The 19,311-nt window shown below is 52.4% G+C and carries 20 protein-coding genes; 8 read left to right on the forward strand and 12 right to left on the reverse strand.

Annotated features, from left to right (window positions below; all coding sequences use genetic code 11):
* The coding region (gene dnaE, locus VMT62_06495) for a DNA polymerase III subunit alpha (GenBank protein ID HVN96060.1) at window positions 1-1,921 on the forward strand (1,921 nt) is incomplete at its 5' end.
* 64 nt (window positions 1,922-1,985) lie between these two features.
* On the opposite strand, the gene VMT62_06500 is transcribed toward dnaE, so the two are convergent.
* From VMT62_06500 to VMT62_06535, 8 genes are all read right to left on the reverse strand, one after another.
* Window positions 1,986-3,161 (reverse strand): FAD/NAD(P)-binding oxidoreductase, encoded by a 1,176-nt coding sequence (locus VMT62_06500; protein HVN96061.1) that lies wholly within the window; start codon window positions 3,159-3,161, stop codon window positions 1,986-1,988.
* Window positions 3,162-3,290: 129 nt separating this feature from the next.
* A complete protein-coding gene (locus VMT62_06505; GenBank protein ID HVN96062.1) occupies window positions 3,291-4,487 on the reverse strand; it encodes an MFS transporter in 1,197 nt (398 codons plus the stop codon).
* Between the two features lie 109 nt (window positions 4,488-4,596).
* Entirely contained in the window at window positions 4,597-5,610 is a 1,014-nt protein-coding gene (locus VMT62_06510) for an MBL fold metallo-hydrolase (GenBank protein ID HVN96063.1), read from the reverse strand.
* A 509-nt stretch (window positions 5,611-6,119) separates the two neighbouring features.
* On the reverse strand, window positions 6,120-6,953 hold the full coding sequence (locus VMT62_06515; GenBank protein ID HVN96064.1) for an alpha/beta hydrolase: 834 nt from the start codon (window positions 6,951-6,953) through the stop codon (window positions 6,120-6,122).
* On the reverse strand, window positions 6,953-7,885 hold the full coding sequence (locus VMT62_06520) for an MBL fold metallo-hydrolase (protein ID HVN96065.1): 933 nt from the start codon (window positions 7,883-7,885) through the stop codon (window positions 6,953-6,955). Before VMT62_06520 ends, VMT62_06515 begins: the two co-directional genes overlap by 1 nt.
* Before the next feature lie 100 nt (window positions 7,886-7,985).
* On the reverse strand, window positions 7,986-8,402 hold the full coding sequence (locus VMT62_06525; GenBank protein HVN96066.1) for a secondary thiamine-phosphate synthase enzyme YjbQ: 417 nt from the start codon (window positions 8,400-8,402) through the stop codon (window positions 7,986-7,988).
* A gap of 233 nt (window positions 8,403-8,635) precedes the next feature.
* A complete protein-coding gene (locus tag VMT62_06530; protein ID HVN96067.1) occupies window positions 8,636-8,977 on the reverse strand; it encodes a flagellar basal body rod C-terminal domain-containing protein in 342 nt (113 codons plus the stop codon).
* Window positions 8,978-9,045: 68 nt separating this feature from the next.
* On the reverse strand, window positions 9,046-9,375 hold the full coding sequence (locus VMT62_06535) for a hypothetical protein (GenBank protein HVN96068.1): 330 nt from the start codon (window positions 9,373-9,375) through the stop codon (window positions 9,046-9,048).
* A gap of 248 nt (window positions 9,376-9,623) precedes the next feature.
* Here VMT62_06535 and kdsB point away from each other — a divergent pair, with 248 nt between their 5' ends.
* Together kdsB and VMT62_06545 are read left to right on the forward strand one after the other, a co-directional pair.
* Window positions 9,624-10,349: a 3-deoxy-manno-octulosonate cytidylyltransferase gene (kdsB, locus tag VMT62_06540; GenBank protein HVN96069.1), complete on the forward strand. Its 726-nt coding sequence runs from the start codon at window positions 9,624-9,626 to the stop codon at window positions 10,347-10,349.
* A 22-nt stretch (window positions 10,350-10,371) separates the two neighbouring features.
* On the forward strand, window positions 10,372-10,872 hold the full coding sequence (locus tag VMT62_06545; GenBank protein HVN96070.1) for a TIGR00725 family protein: 501 nt from the start codon (window positions 10,372-10,374) through the stop codon (window positions 10,870-10,872).
* A gap of 6 nt (window positions 10,873-10,878) precedes the next feature.
* On the opposite strand, the gene VMT62_06550 is transcribed toward VMT62_06545, so the two are convergent.
* On the reverse strand, window positions 10,879-11,532 hold the full coding sequence (locus tag VMT62_06550) for a class I SAM-dependent methyltransferase (GenBank protein ID HVN96071.1): 654 nt from the start codon (window positions 11,530-11,532) through the stop codon (window positions 10,879-10,881).
* 57 nt (window positions 11,533-11,589) lie between these two features.
* Window positions 11,590-12,288, reverse strand: coding sequence for a molybdopterin-dependent oxidoreductase (locus tag VMT62_06555; GenBank protein HVN96072.1), 699 nt, complete (start codon window positions 12,286-12,288; stop codon window positions 11,590-11,592).
* Between the two features lie 131 nt (window positions 12,289-12,419).
* On the opposite strand from VMT62_06555, the gene VMT62_06560 reads away from it, so the two are divergent.
* Window positions 12,420-13,298: a DUF362 domain-containing protein gene (locus VMT62_06560; GenBank protein HVN96073.1), complete on the forward strand. Its 879-nt coding sequence runs from the start codon at window positions 12,420-12,422 to the stop codon at window positions 13,296-13,298.
* 153 nt (window positions 13,299-13,451) lie between these two features.
* Here the strand turns inward: VMT62_06560 and VMT62_06565 are convergent, their stop codons facing one another.
* On the reverse strand, window positions 13,452-13,913 hold the full coding sequence (locus VMT62_06565) for a cache domain-containing protein (protein ID HVN96074.1): 462 nt from the start codon (window positions 13,911-13,913) through the stop codon (window positions 13,452-13,454).
* Between the two features lie 357 nt (window positions 13,914-14,270).
* On the opposite strand from VMT62_06565, the gene VMT62_06570 reads away from it, so the two are divergent.
* Window positions 14,271-15,785: a 4Fe-4S binding protein gene (locus VMT62_06570; GenBank protein ID HVN96075.1), complete on the forward strand. Its 1,515-nt coding sequence runs from the start codon at window positions 14,271-14,273 to the stop codon at window positions 15,783-15,785.
* A 9-nt stretch (window positions 15,786-15,794) separates the two neighbouring features.
* Here the strand turns inward: VMT62_06570 and VMT62_06575 are convergent, their stop codons facing one another.
* Window positions 15,795-16,310 carry a peptidylprolyl isomerase gene (locus VMT62_06575; GenBank protein HVN96076.1) on the reverse strand — a complete coding sequence of 172 codons (516 nt, stop codon included), beginning with the start codon at window positions 16,308-16,310 and terminating at the stop codon, window positions 15,795-15,797.
* 185 nt (window positions 16,311-16,495) lie between these two features.
* On the opposite strand from VMT62_06575, the gene htpX reads away from it, so the two are divergent.
* Genes htpX through VMT62_06590 form a run of 3 tightly spaced genes read left to right on the forward strand, consistent with a single transcriptional unit; the run spans window position 16,496 to window position 19,300 of the window.
* Window positions 16,496-17,347 carry a zinc metalloprotease HtpX gene (gene htpX / locus VMT62_06580; GenBank protein ID HVN96077.1) on the forward strand — a complete coding sequence of 284 codons (852 nt, stop codon included), beginning with the start codon at window positions 16,496-16,498 and terminating at the stop codon, window positions 17,345-17,347.
* Window positions 17,337-18,602, forward strand: a complete 1,266-nt coding sequence (locus VMT62_06585) for a transcription antitermination factor NusB (protein ID HVN96078.1) — start codon at window positions 17,337-17,339, stop codon at window positions 18,600-18,602. Before htpX ends, VMT62_06585 begins: the two co-directional genes overlap by 11 nt.
* A complete protein-coding gene (locus VMT62_06590; GenBank protein HVN96079.1) occupies window positions 18,599-19,300 on the forward strand; it encodes a PASTA domain-containing protein in 702 nt (233 codons plus the stop codon). The genes VMT62_06585 and VMT62_06590 overlap by 4 nt, the downstream gene beginning before the upstream one ends.
* Window positions 19,301-19,311: the final 11 nt, after the last annotated feature.

The raw sequence follows: 19,311 nt of genomic DNA on the forward strand, positions 1-19,311 counted from the left end.
CGATATCGATATCGACATCGCAACACACAGGAGAGAAGAGGTCATCCGGTACGCCTATGATACCTACGGAAGGGAAAATGCCGCCATGGTCTGTACCTATGTTACTTTTCAGGGGAGAAACGCGATCAGAGAAGTAGGAAAAGCCCTGGGGCTCCCCGCGCACCTGCTCGATAAAATGGCAAAGACCGTTTCTTCCTACGGCGGGGCAGGGGCCGTTGAATCCTTGAAGGAGGTGCCCGAGTTCAGGTCTTATCTCAATTCCCGGGCGTGGACATACTTTTCCACACTCTGTACGGCCATAGCAGACTTTCCGAGACACCTTTCCATCCATGTCGGGGGCATGATCATAACCCCCCGGCCCATTGCGGAAATCGTGCCTCAGGAACACGCGAGGGCCGAAGGAAGGATCGTCTGCCAATGGGACAAGGATGCGGTCGATGATGCAGGGCTTATTAAATTCGATCTTCTGGGCTTGAGAATGCTTTCCCTGATCGATGAAGCCAGAGAGCTGGTACGGCAACACCGGGGCGTCCCCATTGATTTTGACAATATGGATTTCGACGACTCTTGCGTTTATCAGCTTATCTGCGATGCTGACACGGTGGGGGTTTTCCAGGTGGAGAGCCGTGCCCAGATGCAGACCGTACCGAAAGTCCAACCGCGCTCTATCGAGGACATCACGGTCGAAGTTGCCATCGTGAGGCCAGGCCCTCTGCAGGGTAACATGGTACATCCGTTCATACGGAGAAGACAGGGCAAAGAGCCCGTTATCCACCTCCATCCCAAGCTCGCCCCGATCCTGGGGGAGACATTGGGCGTTATCCTTTTCCAGGAACAGATCCTGCAGGTGGCAATGGAAATTGCCGGTTTCTCCGCAGGTGAGGCAAACAAGCTGAGAAAGACAATGGGACGCAAGAACGCGCGCGAAGAGCTCATGAACTGGCGCGAGCGGTTTATACAAGGGGCGCTGAAACAGGGAATAGAAAGACAGCTTGCGATTAAAATATTTGAGCATATCAGCAATTTCGCAGAATTCGGTTTTTGCAAGAGCCACGCGGCGAGCTTCGCGATCCTCTGTTATCGTTCGGCGTATCTCAAGCGGTATTATCCGGCGGAGTTTTACTGCGCCCTGCTCAATAACCAGCCCATGGGGTTCTATGATCCTGAGGTCATCACGGGAGACGCAAGAAGGCACGCCATCAAGGTGCTCCCTGTGGACATCAACAGGAGCATGTGGAAGTGTTCCATTGAGGCTCACGCGGTGAGGACCGGATTTATTTACGTGAAAGGCATCGGCGAGGAAAAGGCGGCTTCCATTCTCAAGCCGCGGGAACAAGGTCTCTTTGTATCGCTGCAGGATTTTATCGACCGGACAAATCTCGACAGCCTGTCTCTGCAAAACCTCATTGCCGTGGGCGCTTTCGAGACCCTGCGGCGCTCCAGAAGACAGCTTCTCTGGCAAGCCGAGGCCATCAAGATGGCCGGGGGGTTACTCAGCATGGGGGTTATTCAAGAGGAAGAGCTTCCTATCCCCGAGATGACGAGAGGGGAAGAAACCATTACAGATTATGCGTATCAGGGGTTTTCTGCGGCGCATCATATTATGGAGCTCTGCCGGGAGAGGCTGAACGGCTTGAAGGCTGTAAAAAGTGCGGAGCTTGCCCGTTTCCGGTCAGGGGCCACTGTGCTTGTCGGGGGATATATCGTCTGTCTCCAGATGCCCCCCACGGCCAAAGGGTTTGCATTTCTTACCATGGAAGATGAAGAGGGCCTCATCAATATTGTCGTGGCGCCCGACGTTTACCGGGCACACAGGGCGCTCATTCGACTCGATCCGCTTTTGCTTGTTCAAGGCACCCTTGAAAAAAAAGACGGGTTGATCAATGTAAAGGCGATCCATTTCCAGACGCTGAAAAAGTAGCGGAGCCACACGCGCCCTCTTCGAAACGGCCCTGCGGTCCCTGCATTCGTCATGGCCTCACGTGCTATTTGAATAAGTTGCCTTTGAGGATGTAATCCCAGTAAAAGTATTTGAGCAGATAGACGTGCAGATAGTAGGTCGCCCTGTCTTCTTTGACCTGCCTCAGGGCACGCGTGTAGTTGAAATGGACAAAGAAGGCGTGGCCAAAATCGGTGAGCACAGGACAGATCGTTTCCCCGTCATAGAGCGCCGATGGTTCTTTGCTTTGGAGTGTTGCCGTAAGCCGCGCGCGAAGCACCTGCGCCTCTTTACGCGATGCGGCAGCGGTCTTGGGGTTGGGGAAATTCGAGGCATCGCCGATCACAAAGATATTGCGCGCACGCTCGACCTGAAGGGTCTCCTTATTTGCGATAACCCATCCAGCCTGATCGGTGAGCCCATCCACACCTTTCACCACAGGCTCCCCGCGATTTGGCGGTACAACGGCCATAAGATCGAAGGTGAGTTTTCGTCCCGCACTATCCTCATAGGTGCCTGCTGCGCCATCGATCCTTATGGGTTTAAACTCGGTAAGTACTTCTATCCCGTTATCGTCGAGCCTTTTTCTCACATAGCTCTTAAAGGGTTCCATCTGCGGGGGCACAAACGGCGCGGGCACCGTGACCACGAGCCTCGTTTTCTTAAGAAGGCCACGGCGGCGTAGCGTGTCTGCACAGAGGAGAATAAACTCCGTAGGGGCGGCGGGACACCGGATCGGCATCTCGGTGATCGAAGAGACGATGGTGCCGCCGTTAAAATCATCGAGGGCGTCTCGCAGGGCAAGGGCGCCTTGAAGCGTGTAGAAGTTAAAGACTTTTTTCTTTAATTCGAGCCCCGATCTCAATCCTTCGGGCGCCTCATCCGCATAGGTGAGGCCCGTAGCAATGATAAGGTAATCATACGGGAGATCTCCGTTTCGCAGTTGTACGGCCCTACTATCAACATCGATACCCGTGGCCTCATCCTGGCGAAACGTGATGTCATTGACGAGGAGTTTTCGTGTGTCCCTCACCAGGCTTTCAGGTGTGTCCATGTGAAATGCCAGCGTTAAATATCCCGGCTGATAGTAATGCTTATCCTCACGGTCAATGACCGTGATCCCGACGTCATCAGCGCGAAAACTCTTCCGCAGCCTGTTCGCAGCCATAATGCCTGCAGCCCCAGCCCCAAGAACAACGACCTTTTTCCGTTGGTTACCCATTATTTTATCTCCCATCCCAATCTAACACCCTTTTTGCGATGTGACAAGTACGGGAGGGATATGCTGCGGCAGCTTTTAAAAGGTAATCGTATTGTGGGGCGACCGGACGACCATCGATTAGCGGAGGACTTAAGAGACTGCTTGCGCTTCACTGCCTCTTGTTCTCACATAGAACTGAAAATAGCAAAAGAGCATGAGGCAAATGAGGGCGAGGAAGAGAAACATTGCCGGGTAGCCTGTGACAGGGACGATGAGCCCCGTCACTGCGGGTCCCAGGGCCATTCCCAGATCTAAGAATGCGTTGAAGGACCCGAGTGCCCTGCCACTCGATGAACCCGAATACTCGAGGGCATAGGCCATGGACGCGGGAACGAAAAATGAGGCGCCCGTGCCCCAGAGTAGTCCAACAAAAATAAACATAGAAACCGTCTTTGAAAAGGAGAGTATGATCATGGCCACCATGCATACGATAATCAGGATCAAAATGAGTTTTTCCTTGTCGTAGGTATCGAGGACTCTCCCTCCGAACGCCCGGCCAGCCATCATTGCTACAGCAGTTGCGGCAAAGAAAAGGCCCGGGTTTGTGACTCCGCGGTGAAGCGCATAGAGGGGCACGAAAGCCGTGAGGGCCCCGTACACAAACATATGCAGGAAACCTGCGATGGAGGGAACAATAATCTTCATCTCAGGAAGAAAGGCGCTCGCGGCAAGACTGGTCCTCTCAAGCGTGCTTGGATTCTTGTGCCCCTTCATTCTCCCCGCCAGCAAGAAGGAACACAGGGAAAGGCCCGCGCAGCTCAGAAAGAAAGTCGTGAAACCGTATCGGTTGATGAGAAACATGCCGGTGGGGGCAGCAATTGCCATGGCAAAATTGCTCGACAGCATAAAATAGGAGAGACCCTGACCCCGCTGTGCCGGAGGCGTGATGTTGACAATGTATGCGAGGGCGGCCGTATGACAGCAGGCGAAAGCAACCCCCTGGGAGAATCTCACCGCGAAAAGGGGCCAAAAGGGACGAAACAGTATGAAGGCAACATAGGTAAAAGCAAAAAGCACGGTGCCACACAGTATGACTCTTTTCTCAGAGTACCTCGTGAGAACTGCTCCGGCAAAAAACCGGGAGACAACCGCCGCTATCCCCATGATGCCGACTAATAGACCTACCTCCCTTTCGGTTGAGCCTAGCTTTGCAAAATAGATTGGAATGGCGGGGTAGATGGACTGAAAGGCAAGTTGAAAAACAAAGACTACAATAAACCCGAGAACGAAATTATGGGTGAATAAGCTTCTGCCGGTATGATGAGAAATCCTTTCCTCGTTGTCCATGGCACCTTAGTATCACATTCGGAAGAAGGAACTGTCAATGAGTTTGACCGGTGGCCATCGTCTGGTTCATTATTTACAGACAGTTGGTCTGATACTGGAAGAAGAGTTTCTAGCGAGGCTGATTCAACGAATAGATGGCAACCTGCCCTTCCATCTTCTTTATCACCTCACCTCTTTCCTCAAGATATCTCAGGTGGGCAAAGGCTTCCCCGGTGGCAAAGAACGACTGCGTAACAGGAAAGGAGTCCCATGAGTCGGCATCGACATTCCAGGTCATCCTGGAGGCGAGATCATAGACGTTACGGCTCCCTTCCCGCAAGATGGCAAGCACCTCATTATTGCGTTGGCGATGGTGTTCTTTGATGGCGGTGATTCTGCTTCGGGGGTTCACAAAAGGGTGCCTGTGTCCCGGCAGTACCGTATCGATATCCAGGGCGTAGATCTTATCGAGGCTTGCGAGATAGTCCGCCAGAGGGTCCTCGAAAGCGGACTTTCCCTGAATGCCGGGGGTGATATCCTTCAGTATATGGTCACCGGCGATGAGTATTTTTTTGTCCGGCTCATACAGGCACATATGCCCCTTGCTGTGGCCAGGCGTGTGTACGCACCTGAACCGGTATCCCCCCCTCTCGAACACGTCCCCATCGTTGACGATCCGGAAGGCAAGCGTAACCCCGGATTTGTGCTGACGTCCGGCATACGGGGGGAAAATCTTTTCAGGATCCTTGTTCGGGAAGGCGCTCATGTGGAGAAACGCCTCAATATCAAGGAGACGGGTCTTGCCTTGTAATCCGGAAATGATTTGAATTTCCGGCTCGCTGATGTGTACGACCGATCCTGGATGAACCAGTTGGTAAACAAGGCCGATGTGGTCGCCATGAGAATGGGTCACAAAGAAATCTGTTTTCTCAAGATCAACGTCAAGCTTTTTCACTGCTCGCTGCATGGCATCAAAACATCTCTCGTTGTACATGCCCGTGTCGATAATGAGATTACGCTCCCCGTCTCTGATAACATACGAGTTAACTACTTTCAGGACGCTGTCAGGAAGAGGGATTTCCGCCCGGTAAAAGTCCGCTGCAACTTCCTCAATCACATGTTCACCGTTCTTCTTCGTCTGCATTTTCTACCCTTTAAGAATTATCTCTTTTCACGTTCGACGTGGCGCTGACCGCTTAAAGAGCGGTCGAAAGGATTGTGCGATATTTGACGCCTTACGTCCTGCCAGTTATTATAAATCAACGGCACTCCCCACATCCAGGATAAAAGCGGGCTTGAGACAGGAGCGATGAGGTAGTTCCACGCGAGAGTAACATTGACTTTATGTGCCGTGCTGGTAAAATGGTGATTGGTAACCGAATATGACGAGAGCCCGTTCCAGACAGCTTCGCAAACGACATGAGCCTCGCAAGAATGGATGGCACAGCACCTGGTGGGGATTTGTTATCGTGATCCTTTTTGTAGCCTTGTTTGCGCTCAAAAGATGCCACATTTAGCCAGGGTCTTAACCGCTCTATCGGGGGGATGAGGTCAATGCTGCCCCGTTCAGGAGTTAAGCCCTGCTCCCCCGCATGCACGACCGAAAGATTTCATTGCAATGATGTTTCGAGAATTACCACTACGCGCAGGTGCCTACAGGGTGAGCTTCGATATGTGCGCGGCAATGGCCTCGACGACCTCAGGCCATGCCCCTCCATGAGGAAGATCGTGGCCCATGCCTTCGATAAGCAGTAGTCGTGCGTTGGGTATTGCCTGAACGGTATCTATCCCGCCCTCCACCGGCAAAAGCGGGTCGTCCGTACCGTGTACCACGAGGGTTGGTACGGTTACAGACGCAAGAGCTTTTCTCCTGTCGGGCTGAGAGCCGACAGCCAGGACCTGTCGCGCAGTCCCTTCAGGATAAAAAGAGCGGTCAAATGCTTTTCCAACGAGCATCCTTGTCCATGCCTCATCGAAGGCAAATCCGGGCCCTGCGAATGCTTTGAAGAGTGACACCATGTGGTCTATATGGGCTTCTCGTTCCCGTGGGGCCGGGGCAAAGAGAAGTTTCATCACTCGGGGATCTCCTGACGGAAGATCGGGATTACCGGTGGTGGAGTAAATTGAGATGAGGCTTAAGAGCCGTGAAGGGTGTCTAATCGCAATGGTCTGGGCGATCATCCCTCCCATGGAGGTGCCGCAGATATGGGCTCTCTCGATCTTTAAGGCGTCAAGGAGGCCCGCCGCATCGTCTGCCATATCGTCAAGGGTGTAGGCTCTCCCATCCTCGCATTTCGTAGAGAGACCGGCATCTCTGTTATCGAAACGTATGATGTAGTTGCCCTCTGCGGCAAGATCCTTCCAGAGGTCGTCTTCCCAATAGATCAACTGATCGCTCAGTCCTCCAACGAGCAGGAGAGGCCGGTGGGAAGAATTTCCGTATGTTTCATATTCGATATAGATACCGTTCGCGAATGCGCGAGACATCACATCTCCTTCAATCCGGGAGAGCCGGCTCTTACGGCCAGATGTTTCACCTGGGCCCTCAGGTTGAGCAGATACGGGACTTCGGGTTGTTTGATTCCTGTGTTTGTATCGTACTGCTCGGCCTTGATCTGCATTACCACTTTCTCTAAGGATCTATCTTCCTGCTCCAGCAGCTCATCCACCCGATCCTTGAACTCAATAGTTGCCTTGATGGACCGGTCGAAAAAGGTCCGGACTTCATCTCGCCCAACGAAAACAAGACGATGGCCCTGACAGAGTATCTCAGCAGGAAGTTCCGCGAGCCTCTTGAGGGACGAGAGGTAGAGGTCATAGTCGGTGAGAAACTGTACCACCACCGCATCGGTGCCATCCAGACATCCGCAGGCCTCGGAGGCAATGAGGGCCTTCTTCTCGGGGATGTAGAAGCTCATATGGTCCCTTGTGTGTCCAGGAGTGGCAAGTGCTTCAACGGTTACACCCCCGCCCAGATCTATGATCTCGCCGTCCTTCAGCTCCATGTCTATGGCGAAGGGCTGAAACTTCCTGTCTATCAGACGAGAGGCGTCAACCTCCGGAAAGGCTGCCACGATGGATTGGACCTCTTCATTGAGACTTTGAATCTGTTGCACGGCGTTCGGCCTTTGCAGGATCGTCTTTGAGTCGGGGGATGTGGCAAGCCTCATGGATGGAAACGCATCTTTCAAATAGGAAACCGCGCCACAATGGTCCCAGTGGACGTGCGAGATGAATGCGATCTGCGGTTCTTTCTTACCGAGCACGGAACGGATCGTATCGGCATAGAGACGACCGGCACATGTGATGCCGCCGTCGAAAAGCACGGGCGTCACCCCGTCAAAGAGTTCTACGGGATAGACACTGAGTCCACAGACGTAAAAGGAATTTTTTATGAGACCGGCTGTATGTATGATCAAATAGACATCTCCCATCTTTCAAATAATTTCAGGGCCAAGACATAATATATATAATGGAGGCTAACGATGCAAATCGGTGAGCAGGTCGCAGTATAGTGTGCTATTCTCCGATGATTTTGACGAGGACTCTTTTCTTGCGCCGGCCGTCGAACTCACCGTAGAAGATTTGTTCCCAGGGGCCGAAATCGAGCTCTCCTTTCGTGATAGCAACCACGACTTCCCTGCCCATGATCTGTCTTTTCAGATGACCGTCCGCGTTGTCCTCGCCGGTATTATGGCGATACTGCGAGACCGGATCGTGTGGTGCGAGTTTCTCAAGCCATACATCGAAATCGTGATGCAGACCCGATTCGTCATCATTAATGAAGACCGAGCTCGTAATGTGCATAGCGTTACAGAGGACGAGACCCTCTTTGATGCCGCTCTCATTGAGACACTCCTCGACCTCATGGGTAATATTGATAAAAGCTCTTCTTGTCGGCGTGTTGAACCAGAGTTCCTTGCGGTAGCTTCTCATCTAATCCTTCTCCATACATGCGTGATTGGCGTTCATGAATCTATTCTCACGCAACATGGGTCGGAATTCAAGGAAAAACCCGGCGCGTCAGTTGTTTTGGATAAGATCCTTGGCGGCGTAGGCTGCCCGCGTGAACTTACCCGGTAGGCGAGGCTTTAGCCGGGCGCAAAAATTCCGCGCGCCGCCTTCGCACCCACCGTACACGGTCAACAGGTTGTCAGGTGCTCAATCTCTCAGATCACTATGTCGAGGATAGACTTCAACACCTCGTTCTGCGTCTTCAAGGCCTGAATGTTGGCCTCGTACCCACGTTGCGCGATCATCATCTGAGGGAACTCCACTGCAAGATCCACATTGGAAGTCTCCCGGGTAACACCGTACTGCTCAATCAAGGCCCCGGACGTATTTGACGTCATGAGGTTCACCTTGGGCAGCTCCTTCTCATCATCCGTGATGGTTGCGATTTTGGCTTTGTAGCCGTCGGTGTTACTGTTCGCGATGTTGTGGGCGGCGTTGGAAAGCGTGTCCCCGAATGCAGTAAGACCTGAAATCGATGCACTGATTCCGGATATCATGAATACATTGTCGGACAAAATAGAGATAACTTAAGGAAAAAAACAAAAATATTTTAAGTTTTTTTCGTTCATGCCGATAAACGGGTATGGTCAATAGCATCGACACGGGTGCAAGGGTCTTCTACGCCCCGTCTCAAAGCCCCGGGACCGCGGGTGCAGTCACGGGTCCCGATGGCGCACCGGCAAACGGGGATGTAAATAACAAGGACTTTACGCCTCACGAGTGCAAGACCTGAAAGAGCCGCAAATATCAGGATCGGTCCGATGATCCTTCCGTCTCGTTTCAAACTGCCATGCACATCTCGCCGGATATGGCGGCCGCTGCCGTCGCAGGTCATGAAGCGGAGCATGTGGCGCACAACGCGGAACGGGCCGCCAGGAAAGGCATGGTTGCCCACTCCACGGTCTCAATCAACATGGCCCCATGCCCTGAATGAGGGCGCCTCTACGTGTCGGGCGGCACGACAACCACCACATACTCACCCAAAGAAACTACCAAGGGCACGGGCGCAGAGACAAACAAAGGAAATTATATCAATACGACTGTGTAGTGTGCATCATCAAAGGCCGTTCAACGTCATTTTGATTGTGTAATCCACAAAATCCATTTAGAATATAGGGAACGTTACGTTTCTGCACGGGAGCCATGAAAAAGGTCATCGTCATACCCGCCCGGTACGCATCGATAAGATTGCCGGGCAAACCCCTTCGGGAAATCAACGGAAAACCCCTGATTCAATGGGTGTACGACAGGGCCCGAGAATCGAAACTCAAAGATGCGATTCTCATCGCCACCGATGATCAAAGAATTCTTGAGGCAGCTCGTGGCTTTGGCGCCGATGCAGTCATGACGAGTCCTGAGTTGAGGAGTGGGACTGACAGGGTATATGAGGCCATGAAGGGTCGGGAGGGTCATATTGTGGTCAACCTTCAGGGGGACGAGCCCTTTATCCGTGCCGACATGGTGGACACGCTTTTTTCGGCCATAGAAAAAGAGAATCTCAACATGGCCACCCTCTGTTCTCCCCTCAGGGACGAAACCGAACATACCGACCCGAACACGGTCAAAGTGGTTCTCGATAAGGATGGGTTCGCACTCTATTTCTCACGCTCACCTATCCCCCACATCCGCGAAAAGAAAAGGGCGCCGGTCTACAAGCACATCGGCATCTACGGGTTTGAAAGGTCTTTCCTTGAACAGTTCGTGTCGCTCGGCAAGAGCCGCCTTGAAGAAACGGAATCGTTGGAACAGCTTCGCGTGCTCGAAAACGGTTACCGTATCAAGGTGCTCACAACGCAATATGAAGGTTTCGGCATCGACACCGAAGAAGACCTTGAGCGTGCCCGGATGAAGCTCGCCAGGACGCCTTGACGCTCGCTTCCAAGAGACCTCTATGAGAAAGCCGATAGTAGGTGTTATAGGCCCCGGTGAGAAAGCCCGTAAGGCTGACATCGAAGCTGCCGAAGAGTTGGGAAGACGTATCGCGGACTTAGGATGGGTAACGCTCTCGGGAGGCCGTAACTCTGGCGTGATGGAGGCCGCAAATCGGGGAGCAAAAGCCCGGGGAGGGACAACGGTCGGGGTGCTGCCCACGAGTAAGCGCGAGATGATCTCACCCTATGTGGATATCCCCATTATCACGGACATGGGTAATGCGCGTAATAATATTAATGTATTAACAAGCGACGTGATCATTGCCTGCGGCGTGGGGCCGGGGACCGTCTCTGAGATCGCCCTCGCGATCAAGGCCCGCAAAAAAGTAATCCTTGTTCTCGCATCGGCGTCTGCCCGGAAGTTCTTTGAAGAACTGGCTCATGGCCTGATTTCTTTCGCCGACTCGGCCGAGCACGCAATTTCACTTGCACGTAAGGTCATCGACAACACACTGCCATGAGAAAGATCAGGTCTTCCTGAGCGTCACCCGAAAGAGTCGCCGTGGCAGGCGGCTCTTCTCCGCGCGTTCCATCTTAATAATCTCGAAACCATGGGCCAGCTTCTCAACCTTCTCTCTGCTAAAGAAATGGACGATGAAGCCGCCTGTTTCGTATAGATCCTCTCCCCGGTGGATGCCCTGCCCGTAGTGCGGATCCTCCGTATTTCGGACAGTGTAGAGAAAGATGCCCCCCTTCTTTAAGACCCGGCGCACCTCGTTCACAAGAAACTCGAGCTCTCCCTCGGTAAGAGCCATACAGAGCACCTGATGGGCATAACATGCATCAAAAGATCCGTCCAGGAATGGAAGTCCATCTCTCAAATCATAACGCCTGGCCGCAATGCGGTCTGTCAGCGCGTGTTTGCCGGCGCTCTGGATGATCGCGTTCAAGGCGCTTTCCGCGTATTCAAGGACATCCACGGAAAAACCGTTGCAGGCAAAATATATCGTGTCGCGCCCCTGGCCTCCGCCAAGTTCGAGGAGTCTATCCACCCCCTGCCTCACAAAGATGTCGCGGGCAATCCTCGCGGTCTCGCTTTCGGTGCTTCCGAACATCTCGAGATAAGTGGAGAACCGCTCGTTCCAATGACCGCACTGCTTATCGAGGACGTCCTTTTTCATGAGTACGTGTAAGGTTTTCAGGATTCCGGATAAGATTCCGGACTCGAAGATATCCGTCTAATAATCGGGTTCTCCGGGTTTTGTAATAGTTCTATAAGCCTTGAGATCAAGCGCGTGGTCGGCGCCCGGCTCAATTGTTCCATCCCGGGAGTACCCGTAATTTGACCAGTATCCGAGTCCATCTTCTTTAACAAACTCAAGCCTCATAATCGTCTTGACGCTCTTATACCCGTACTTGGACGGCATCAAAAGTCTCAACGGCCCGCCGTAGATGTCGGGCAGGGGCGCATCATTCATCTCGTAGGCAAAGATGACGCGGGTCTTCAAGAGTTCTTCCAGCGAGATATGTTCGTAGTAGTCGTCGGCCGAGTAAAAATGGAGAAATCTGGCCTCCTTGTGTGGCCTCACTGCATCGAAGAGGGTCCGGGGAAGAACGCCTCCCCATTTAGCTTTGCCCGACCAGCCTTCCACGCACGTCATCCGCGAAACCTGAGTCACCCTGGGCAATTTCCTGAGCGCCGCGAGGTTAAGCTGAACGGGTTTCTCGCACAATCCGTCTATTTTCAAAACCCATTTGGCTTTATCGAGGGCCTTGAACGGCTTGATAAAACGGACATTCAGACCTTCCCTGTCTTCGCTGTCTAAAAGACGCTCCATCTCTTTGCCTTGTGAAGAGTGGGGCATGAGGAATGATACCACAAAAACGCTGACGAACCATATGAAATCCCGTCTGCTTACTGTCTTTATGTTGTCCATAACCCGCCTTATAGTATACACTATAATGATGGTCTTTGACTCACCGCAAGTTAAAGGCACAAAATAACCTCACGTGGGCAAGCGCGCCCTGGGGTAAAAAAGAACAGCCACCGCACGAGCGAGGACAGACTATGGAAAGAAGAGACTTTTTGAAACTTGCACTATCGTCATTTGTCGTAAGCCAGATACCCAAGAAATTGTTTGCCAAAGATCCATCCCTTGTAGCCGTATCCGAGGGACAGGACTATGCCGCTATCACACGTAAGGTGATTGCAGCCGTGGGCGGCATGCCGCTTTTTGTGAAAAAGGGAGACATGGTTGTGGTAAAACCGAACATGGGTTGGGATAGGAAACCCGAATTCGCAGCTACGACTCATCCCATCGTGGTCAAAACCATCGTGGAGGAATGTCTCAAGGCCGGCGCTCACAAGGTAAAGATATTCGACAATCCCTGCAACGATCCCCGCAGATGTTATGAGAATAGCGGCATCCTGGATGCCTTGAAAGGCATGAACGACGTGGAAGTCAAGCAGATGGACCGCGAACGGTATAAGAAGACGAAGCTCAATGGGGTCTTCCTCAAGGAATGGGACATCTATGACGAGGCCCTCTCGGCAAAGGTCTTCATCAATGTACCCATCGCCAAACACCACGACTTAACGCGGCTCACACTCGGCCTCAAGAACATGATGGGGATTCTCGCTGAGGACCGTGGCTACCTTCACAGGGGCATAGACCAGGCCCTCTCTGATGTGAGCAGTGTCGTGAAAAGCCACCTTACCATCGTGGATGCGACCCGAATTTTGCTACACCACGGCCCGCAGGGAGGTTCTCTGCGCGATGTGCGCGTCGCGAACACTGTCATCGCCTCCACGGACATCGTAGCAGCCGATGCATATGCCACAACGCTCTTCGATCTTAAGCCCGAAGACATCTCGACCACCGTCGCGGCCTACAAGAGAGGCCTGGGCGACATGAATCTCAGCAAAGTAAGAATAGTAAAGGTATAAGGTCTTCGGGAAGGTCTACTCTGCAACGTACGTTAAGGCCTTCTCCCCAGCTTCCGCACTCATTTTGGTTTTGATCTGATTGCGAATTATGTGATGAATTACACCCGGCCGTAGACCGTATGAAATCACTCCGGTCTACGGCCGGGATAACAGCTATTTCCAGATTCCGGCTCCGCAAAATACGTCCGTGCCTTTTATTCTCTCCACCCACACGGTCTTGGGTTGTACTTTTTTCGTGACGGGATTGACCCATGAATAATCCGTCCAGCCGCTGCCTTTCGTCTTCACGATCTCAATCATCTCCTCATTAAAGAGCTTTCCCTCGGGGTCCTTCAATTTAGCGTGGTTCTGTCCTACCAGACCGGGGTTCCCGCCATTTGCCAGCACAACCCCATTCAAATCGTTACAGAAAGCGTAGAGGTCACCTTTCACGAACTGTCCTTTGGGATTACTCACTTCTGCAAGGGCCTTATCCTTGCCGTTTGCCTTCCAGAACTCAGCCACCTTGCCAACGAGACCCTTGGCGTCATCCTGTGTAAAGGCTTGTGCGGCGTGGAGCGTGCTGAACGCCATGATTAATGCTAAGAGAATGAAACTTGCCAAACTTCTTTTCATTACAACCTCCTCTTTTAGTTTTAGTATGCACTACGCGCTGGACAGGTTCCCTGCTTTACTGGGGACTCTCCATATTAAGCGATCAACGTGTCCGCTCACTAGTGACAACACAATATTATCGGAGAGTCCAAGCTCTGCTTAAGTAACCCGTCTTTCGTAAGAGACTGAAGTGTTCGTAAGGCAAGCCGGTCCTTGGGTATGTTGCTGCACAGCTGGTTCAAGCCTGCGCGAACTCGCGTAACCGGAGTATCCGCATGCACCGACTTTAATCGTTGCCTGGCGTGAATTCCGCCGCGTGAGTTTATGTTCGAGGATTTGTAAAGGCGTATGGGATTTTGTACAATACATGGGCAGATTATGAAACTCACGAGCGCCCGCATCTCTCAGCTTCTCTTCCTCACCGTATTTTGCGGTCTCTTCATTTTCACTGACTACCGTGGTAAAGACGAGATTTCAGTGGCCGTAAACAGCTTCTTCCGGGCTGACCCGCTCGTTGCATTGAGCTATCTTATCGCAACAAAGTCCTTCACGTACTTACTCATACCGGGCGCCTTGATGTTTCTTTTTTCTATAGCGCTCGGCAGGTTCTTCTGTGGATGGGTCTGTCCTTTGGGTGCCATCATTGACCTTGTGACACATCTGATAAAGAAAACCGTGCCCCTCAAGTTTCTCAAGACTTCCTTGAAGTACTACCTGCTCGTCACCCTGCTTTTTACTGCCCTCTTTAACATCAACCTTTCGGGTATTCTCGACCCCATGGCAATCCTTGTTAGGGCACTCACCTTCTTTCTCTACCCTCTTTTTGGATATACCGTGCGGAGCGGCTGGGTGGGCCTGTACGCACTTTTGGGCGACAGACGCGACAGCATCGAGCCGTTCTACAATTTTCTTAAGGCTTACATTCTTCCCTTCAGGGAAACCTTTTATCCTCTGGCCCTTGTCTCATTTCTCCTCTTCCTTTTCGTCCTGTTCCTTGAACGTTTTGAAGAACGGAACTGGTGTAAGAACCTCTGTCCGCTGGGTGCACTTCTCGGAATCCTCACTCGCTTTTCCCCGGCGCGACGCGTACCCGGCAGGCTCTGCGCGGATTGCGGAGAATGCAAGAATATCTGTCCCACGGGCTTTGACAGAGAAGTCCTGCAAAAGAGCGACTGTATTCTCTGTATGGAGTGCCAGTTGAAGTGTAATTTGAGACGGGTCCGATTCAAATTCGGACGGATAAGACACGAAGGCGGCGCTCAAAAGAATGAAAAGCTACCGGTCCTCGAACGCAGGGTCTTCATCGGCGGACTTCTCTCAGGATTTTTTCTCTCCCGCATATTTGCCTTCCAGTCCGCCACCCAGTCAGAAAGACTGTTAAGACCTCCGGGCGTTCTTAACGAAGGTGATTTTCAAAAAAGATGCGTGCGTTGCGGTGAGTGCATGAAGGTGTGCTTAAGAAGCGCGCTTTATCCCGATTACTTCAGGGCAGGGTTATACGGGCTCTTTATGCCCGTCATGGTCCCGCGTCTCGGATACTGCGAGTATAACTGCAATCTCTGCGGCCAGGTGTGCCCTACCGGGGCCATACCTAACCTTCCCCCGGACAGAAAGAAAAAGAGCGTCGTCGGCCTCGCCGTGATCGACAAGAACCATTGTCTTCCGTACGCGAAGAAGATGAACTGCATTGTCTGCGAAGAACATTGTCCGATACCGGAAAAGGCAATCAGGACTGAAGTGGTACAGGACAGGGATTACCAGGGCAATAAGATCGATCTGAAGAGGCCCTACATCGTAGACGAGCTCTGCATCGGCTGCGGTATCTGCGAGAACAAATGCCCGCTCGAAGGAAAGCCGGCTATCGAGGTCTTCGCAAAAAAGAACAGGTCGTAGTCGCCCGGATCACTGCCTTGCCAGCGCGCTGTTCCACCGGTCAAACTCGTCTTTATAATCGCTCACAAGCTGGGAATCGTCTCCGTCGATGGCGATGGAGGTGATTTCGTCTCCCACCGCAATGCTGTCGACAACCTTCTGATCGCCTGCGTCGATCACCTCGCCGAAAACGGTATGCTTCATGTCGAGCCACGGGGTCGGAACATGGGTGATGAAGAATTGGGATCCGTTTGTGTTGGGTCCCGCATTCGCCATGGAGAGCACGCCCTGCTTGTCATGCCTTAACTCCGGCGAGAACTCGTCCTTGAACTTATATCCGGGACCTCCGGTGCCTGTGCCCAAGGGACAGCCACCCTGGATCATGAAATCTGAGATGACCCTGTGGAAGGTAAGACCGTTATAAAAACCCCTCTTGGACAGATTGACAAAATTGAGCACCGTCAGCGGCGCTTTGTCAGGGAAAAGTTTGAGCCTGATAGTCCCCTTGTTAGTGGTAATTGTTGCGGTAAGTTGCGGGAATGACATGGTTCCACCTTTCGCTTAAGTTATTTCAGTGGCCTCCCGGGTTCAATGAGGGCGGCGCCGTCAAGAGCATAATGATTCCTGGCCGTGATGTCAACCATATACACGAGCTCAACGCGTAACGGCCTTGCGAAAAGCGCCAAAAGGTTTATAATATTGTATATAAATTTAGACGTATCGAGGTCGGTATGAATCAAGCAAAGACATTTATCCTTATGATTGCCCTGACGGTGATTCTTGTCGGGCTCGGAAGCCTGATCGGCGGAAGGTCCGGTGGTACCCTTATGTTCTTTATTGCCATTGTCATGAATTTCGTGAGCTACTGGTTTTGCGACAAGATAGTCCTCAAGATGTACGGTGCGCAACCCGTTTCGGAGACCGAGGCGCCTGAGCTCTATGCTACTCTCGCCTCGCTCGCCCAGAAGGCATCAATACCCATGCCCAAAGTTTACGTGATCAACGATGAGAGTCCGAATGCCTTCGCCACCGGAAGAGACCCGGAACACGGCGTTGTGGCGGTTACAAGGGGCATCACGCGTATCCTCAATCGCGAGGAGCTTGAAGGGGTCCTTGCGCATGAGCTTTCCCACATCAGACACAGAGATATCCTGATCCAAAGTGTGGCCGCCACGCTCGCTGGCGCCATCACCATGGTTGCCAACTGGGCCCGATTCGCCGCCTTTTTCGGCGGCGGGAGCAGGGATGACGATAACGGGGGGAATATAATGAGCGTGATCATTTTCTCGATCATCGCCGCTTTTGCCGCCATGCTCATCCAGCTCGCCATATCCCGGTCGCGGGAATACCTTGCAGATGACGGCGGGGCAAGACTCTCAGGGAATCCGCTGTTTCTCGCCAACGCTCTCAAAAAGCTCAACGCAGGAGTTGCCCGACATCCCATGGAAGATGCCAACCCTTCCACGGCCCCCCTGTTCATCGTGAACCCTTTCAGCGCCAAAGGTATGATGGCTCTTTTTAGTACCCATCCTCCAATAGAAGAAAGGATACAGAGACTGGAGGATATGGCTTATAGACGATAGATTCCCACATACCTTAAGAGCGCTCTCAAGCAAGATCCTGAGAAAAGTCGAAGAGGGCGCCTTTCTCGACGAAACTATCGACGGCTACTTTTCGAGACAGCCACTTTCGGAAAAAGAAAGAGCGTTGATTTACCAGATCACCTCCGGCGTGATACGCTGGAAGGGTTATCTCGACTGGGTGCTCTCCACGTACGCCCGTAAAGAAATCAAGAGAGACCTAAGGCGCATGCTCTCAATCAGTCTCTATCAGATTGCCTTCATGAAGAAGGGCGATTATCACGTAGTCAACGAAACGGTGGACTACGTGAAGAGAGAAAAAGGACAGGCAACCGCAAATTTTGTTAATGCGATGCTGCGAAGATTCATCCGCGAGAAAGATTCCGGATCATTCTCCAAAGAAGAGGCGCTCAGCCGCTCGTTCCCTGCATGGCTCGTCAAACGCTGGCAGTCAAGGTTTGGCGACTCAGATACCGCAAAGCTGCTTTCAATCCTCAACGAGACCCCACGCTTCACGCTTAGGGTCAACCTTTCAAGGCTCTCTCTCGAACAGGCGGCCACCCGCCTTTTCGAAGAAGGCATACCAACGCAACCGGGACAGCTTTCGGCATCTGCGCTCTCTGTGGACAAGCTCGCGCCTGTGCTCGTAAGCAGGCTTTTTGCGGAGGGTATCGTGAGCGTCCAGGACGAGATGTCGCAGCTCGCGGGATTCGCCGCGGCGAAGGCCACGAGCACACGTATCCTGGACGCCTGCGCGGGACTCGGAACCAAGAGCCGGCAGATTCGCGAAATCTGTCCTCACGTCCTGGTTGTTTCCATGGACAATGAGATGAAAAGGCTTGGACGTGCGGGCACAGACTGCATACGGGTGCTGGCAGATGCGACCCGCAGTCCTTTTAAGAAGGATGTCTTTGACACCATACTGCTCGACGCACCGTGTTCGTCGCTCGGCGTTCTCAGGAAACACCCTGAAATCAAATGGCGCAGGCATAGGGAAGATATTATCTCTTTCGGCAATTACCAGCTTTCGTTGTTATCGAACTTATGGCAGAATCTCGCCCGGGGCGGCCACATGATTTACAGCGTCTGTTCCTTCGAACCGGAAGAGACTCTCGACGTCATTGAGAAATTCAAGAAAGCGGGGAAGTTTACCCTTGAAAATCCCCTGCCATTTCTGTTTAATAAGGAATATTACTTGTCGTTGCCGCATGAAACAGGGACGGACGGGTTCTTTATCGCAAAGATGAAAAAAACATGAAATCTCAAAGAATCATAAGGCTCCTTCTCTATGTACTGACACCCGTCCTGGTATTTATCCTTTCAACCTATTTCACCATCAGTCTCGTGCTCAAAACCCAGCAGACTACTGTCTGTCCCGATGTACGGGGTAGGACCGTCGATGAGGCGAGAGTCATGGTGAGGACGAGCGGTCTCTCCCTTTCGGTCTTAAGATACGAGAGACGAAATGATGTGCCATACAACCACATCACGATTCAAAAACCAGAGGCCAACATCAACACACGCAAGGGTAGGATCGTCTATGTCATCGTGTCGGAAGGACCGGAACTTTTGAAAACACCGGGCTTTGTCGGTCAATCGCTCGAGGATGCGCAGGTGACGCTTCAGGAGAAGAAGCTCACCCTGGAGAAAATCATTAGCGTGCCTCACACAAGAGGGGGTAAGGTCCTTGCACAGATACCGGCTGAAGGGACGGAAGTCCTGGAGCAGAGCGGGGTGACGCTTATCGTTGGGGAAGAACCCAAGGCATACTACCTGCTCCCTGACACAAGAAACATGAATCCCGGTGATCTCACGGACGAGATGGACGCAAAGAAGATCAAGTACAAGACGAATTACGTGAGGGACGATAGGGCCGCACGGGGTGGCTTCGACATCTCCGTTGCTCCGAGGACGATATTCACGAGCGCCGATGAAATAACGATAAACCTATATTGAGGGAGGACGGC

The organism is Syntrophorhabdaceae bacterium, assembly GCA_035541755.1.
In the GTDB taxonomy this organism is placed as follows: domain Bacteria; phylum Desulfobacterota; class Syntrophorhabdia; order Syntrophorhabdales; family Syntrophorhabdaceae; genus PNOF01.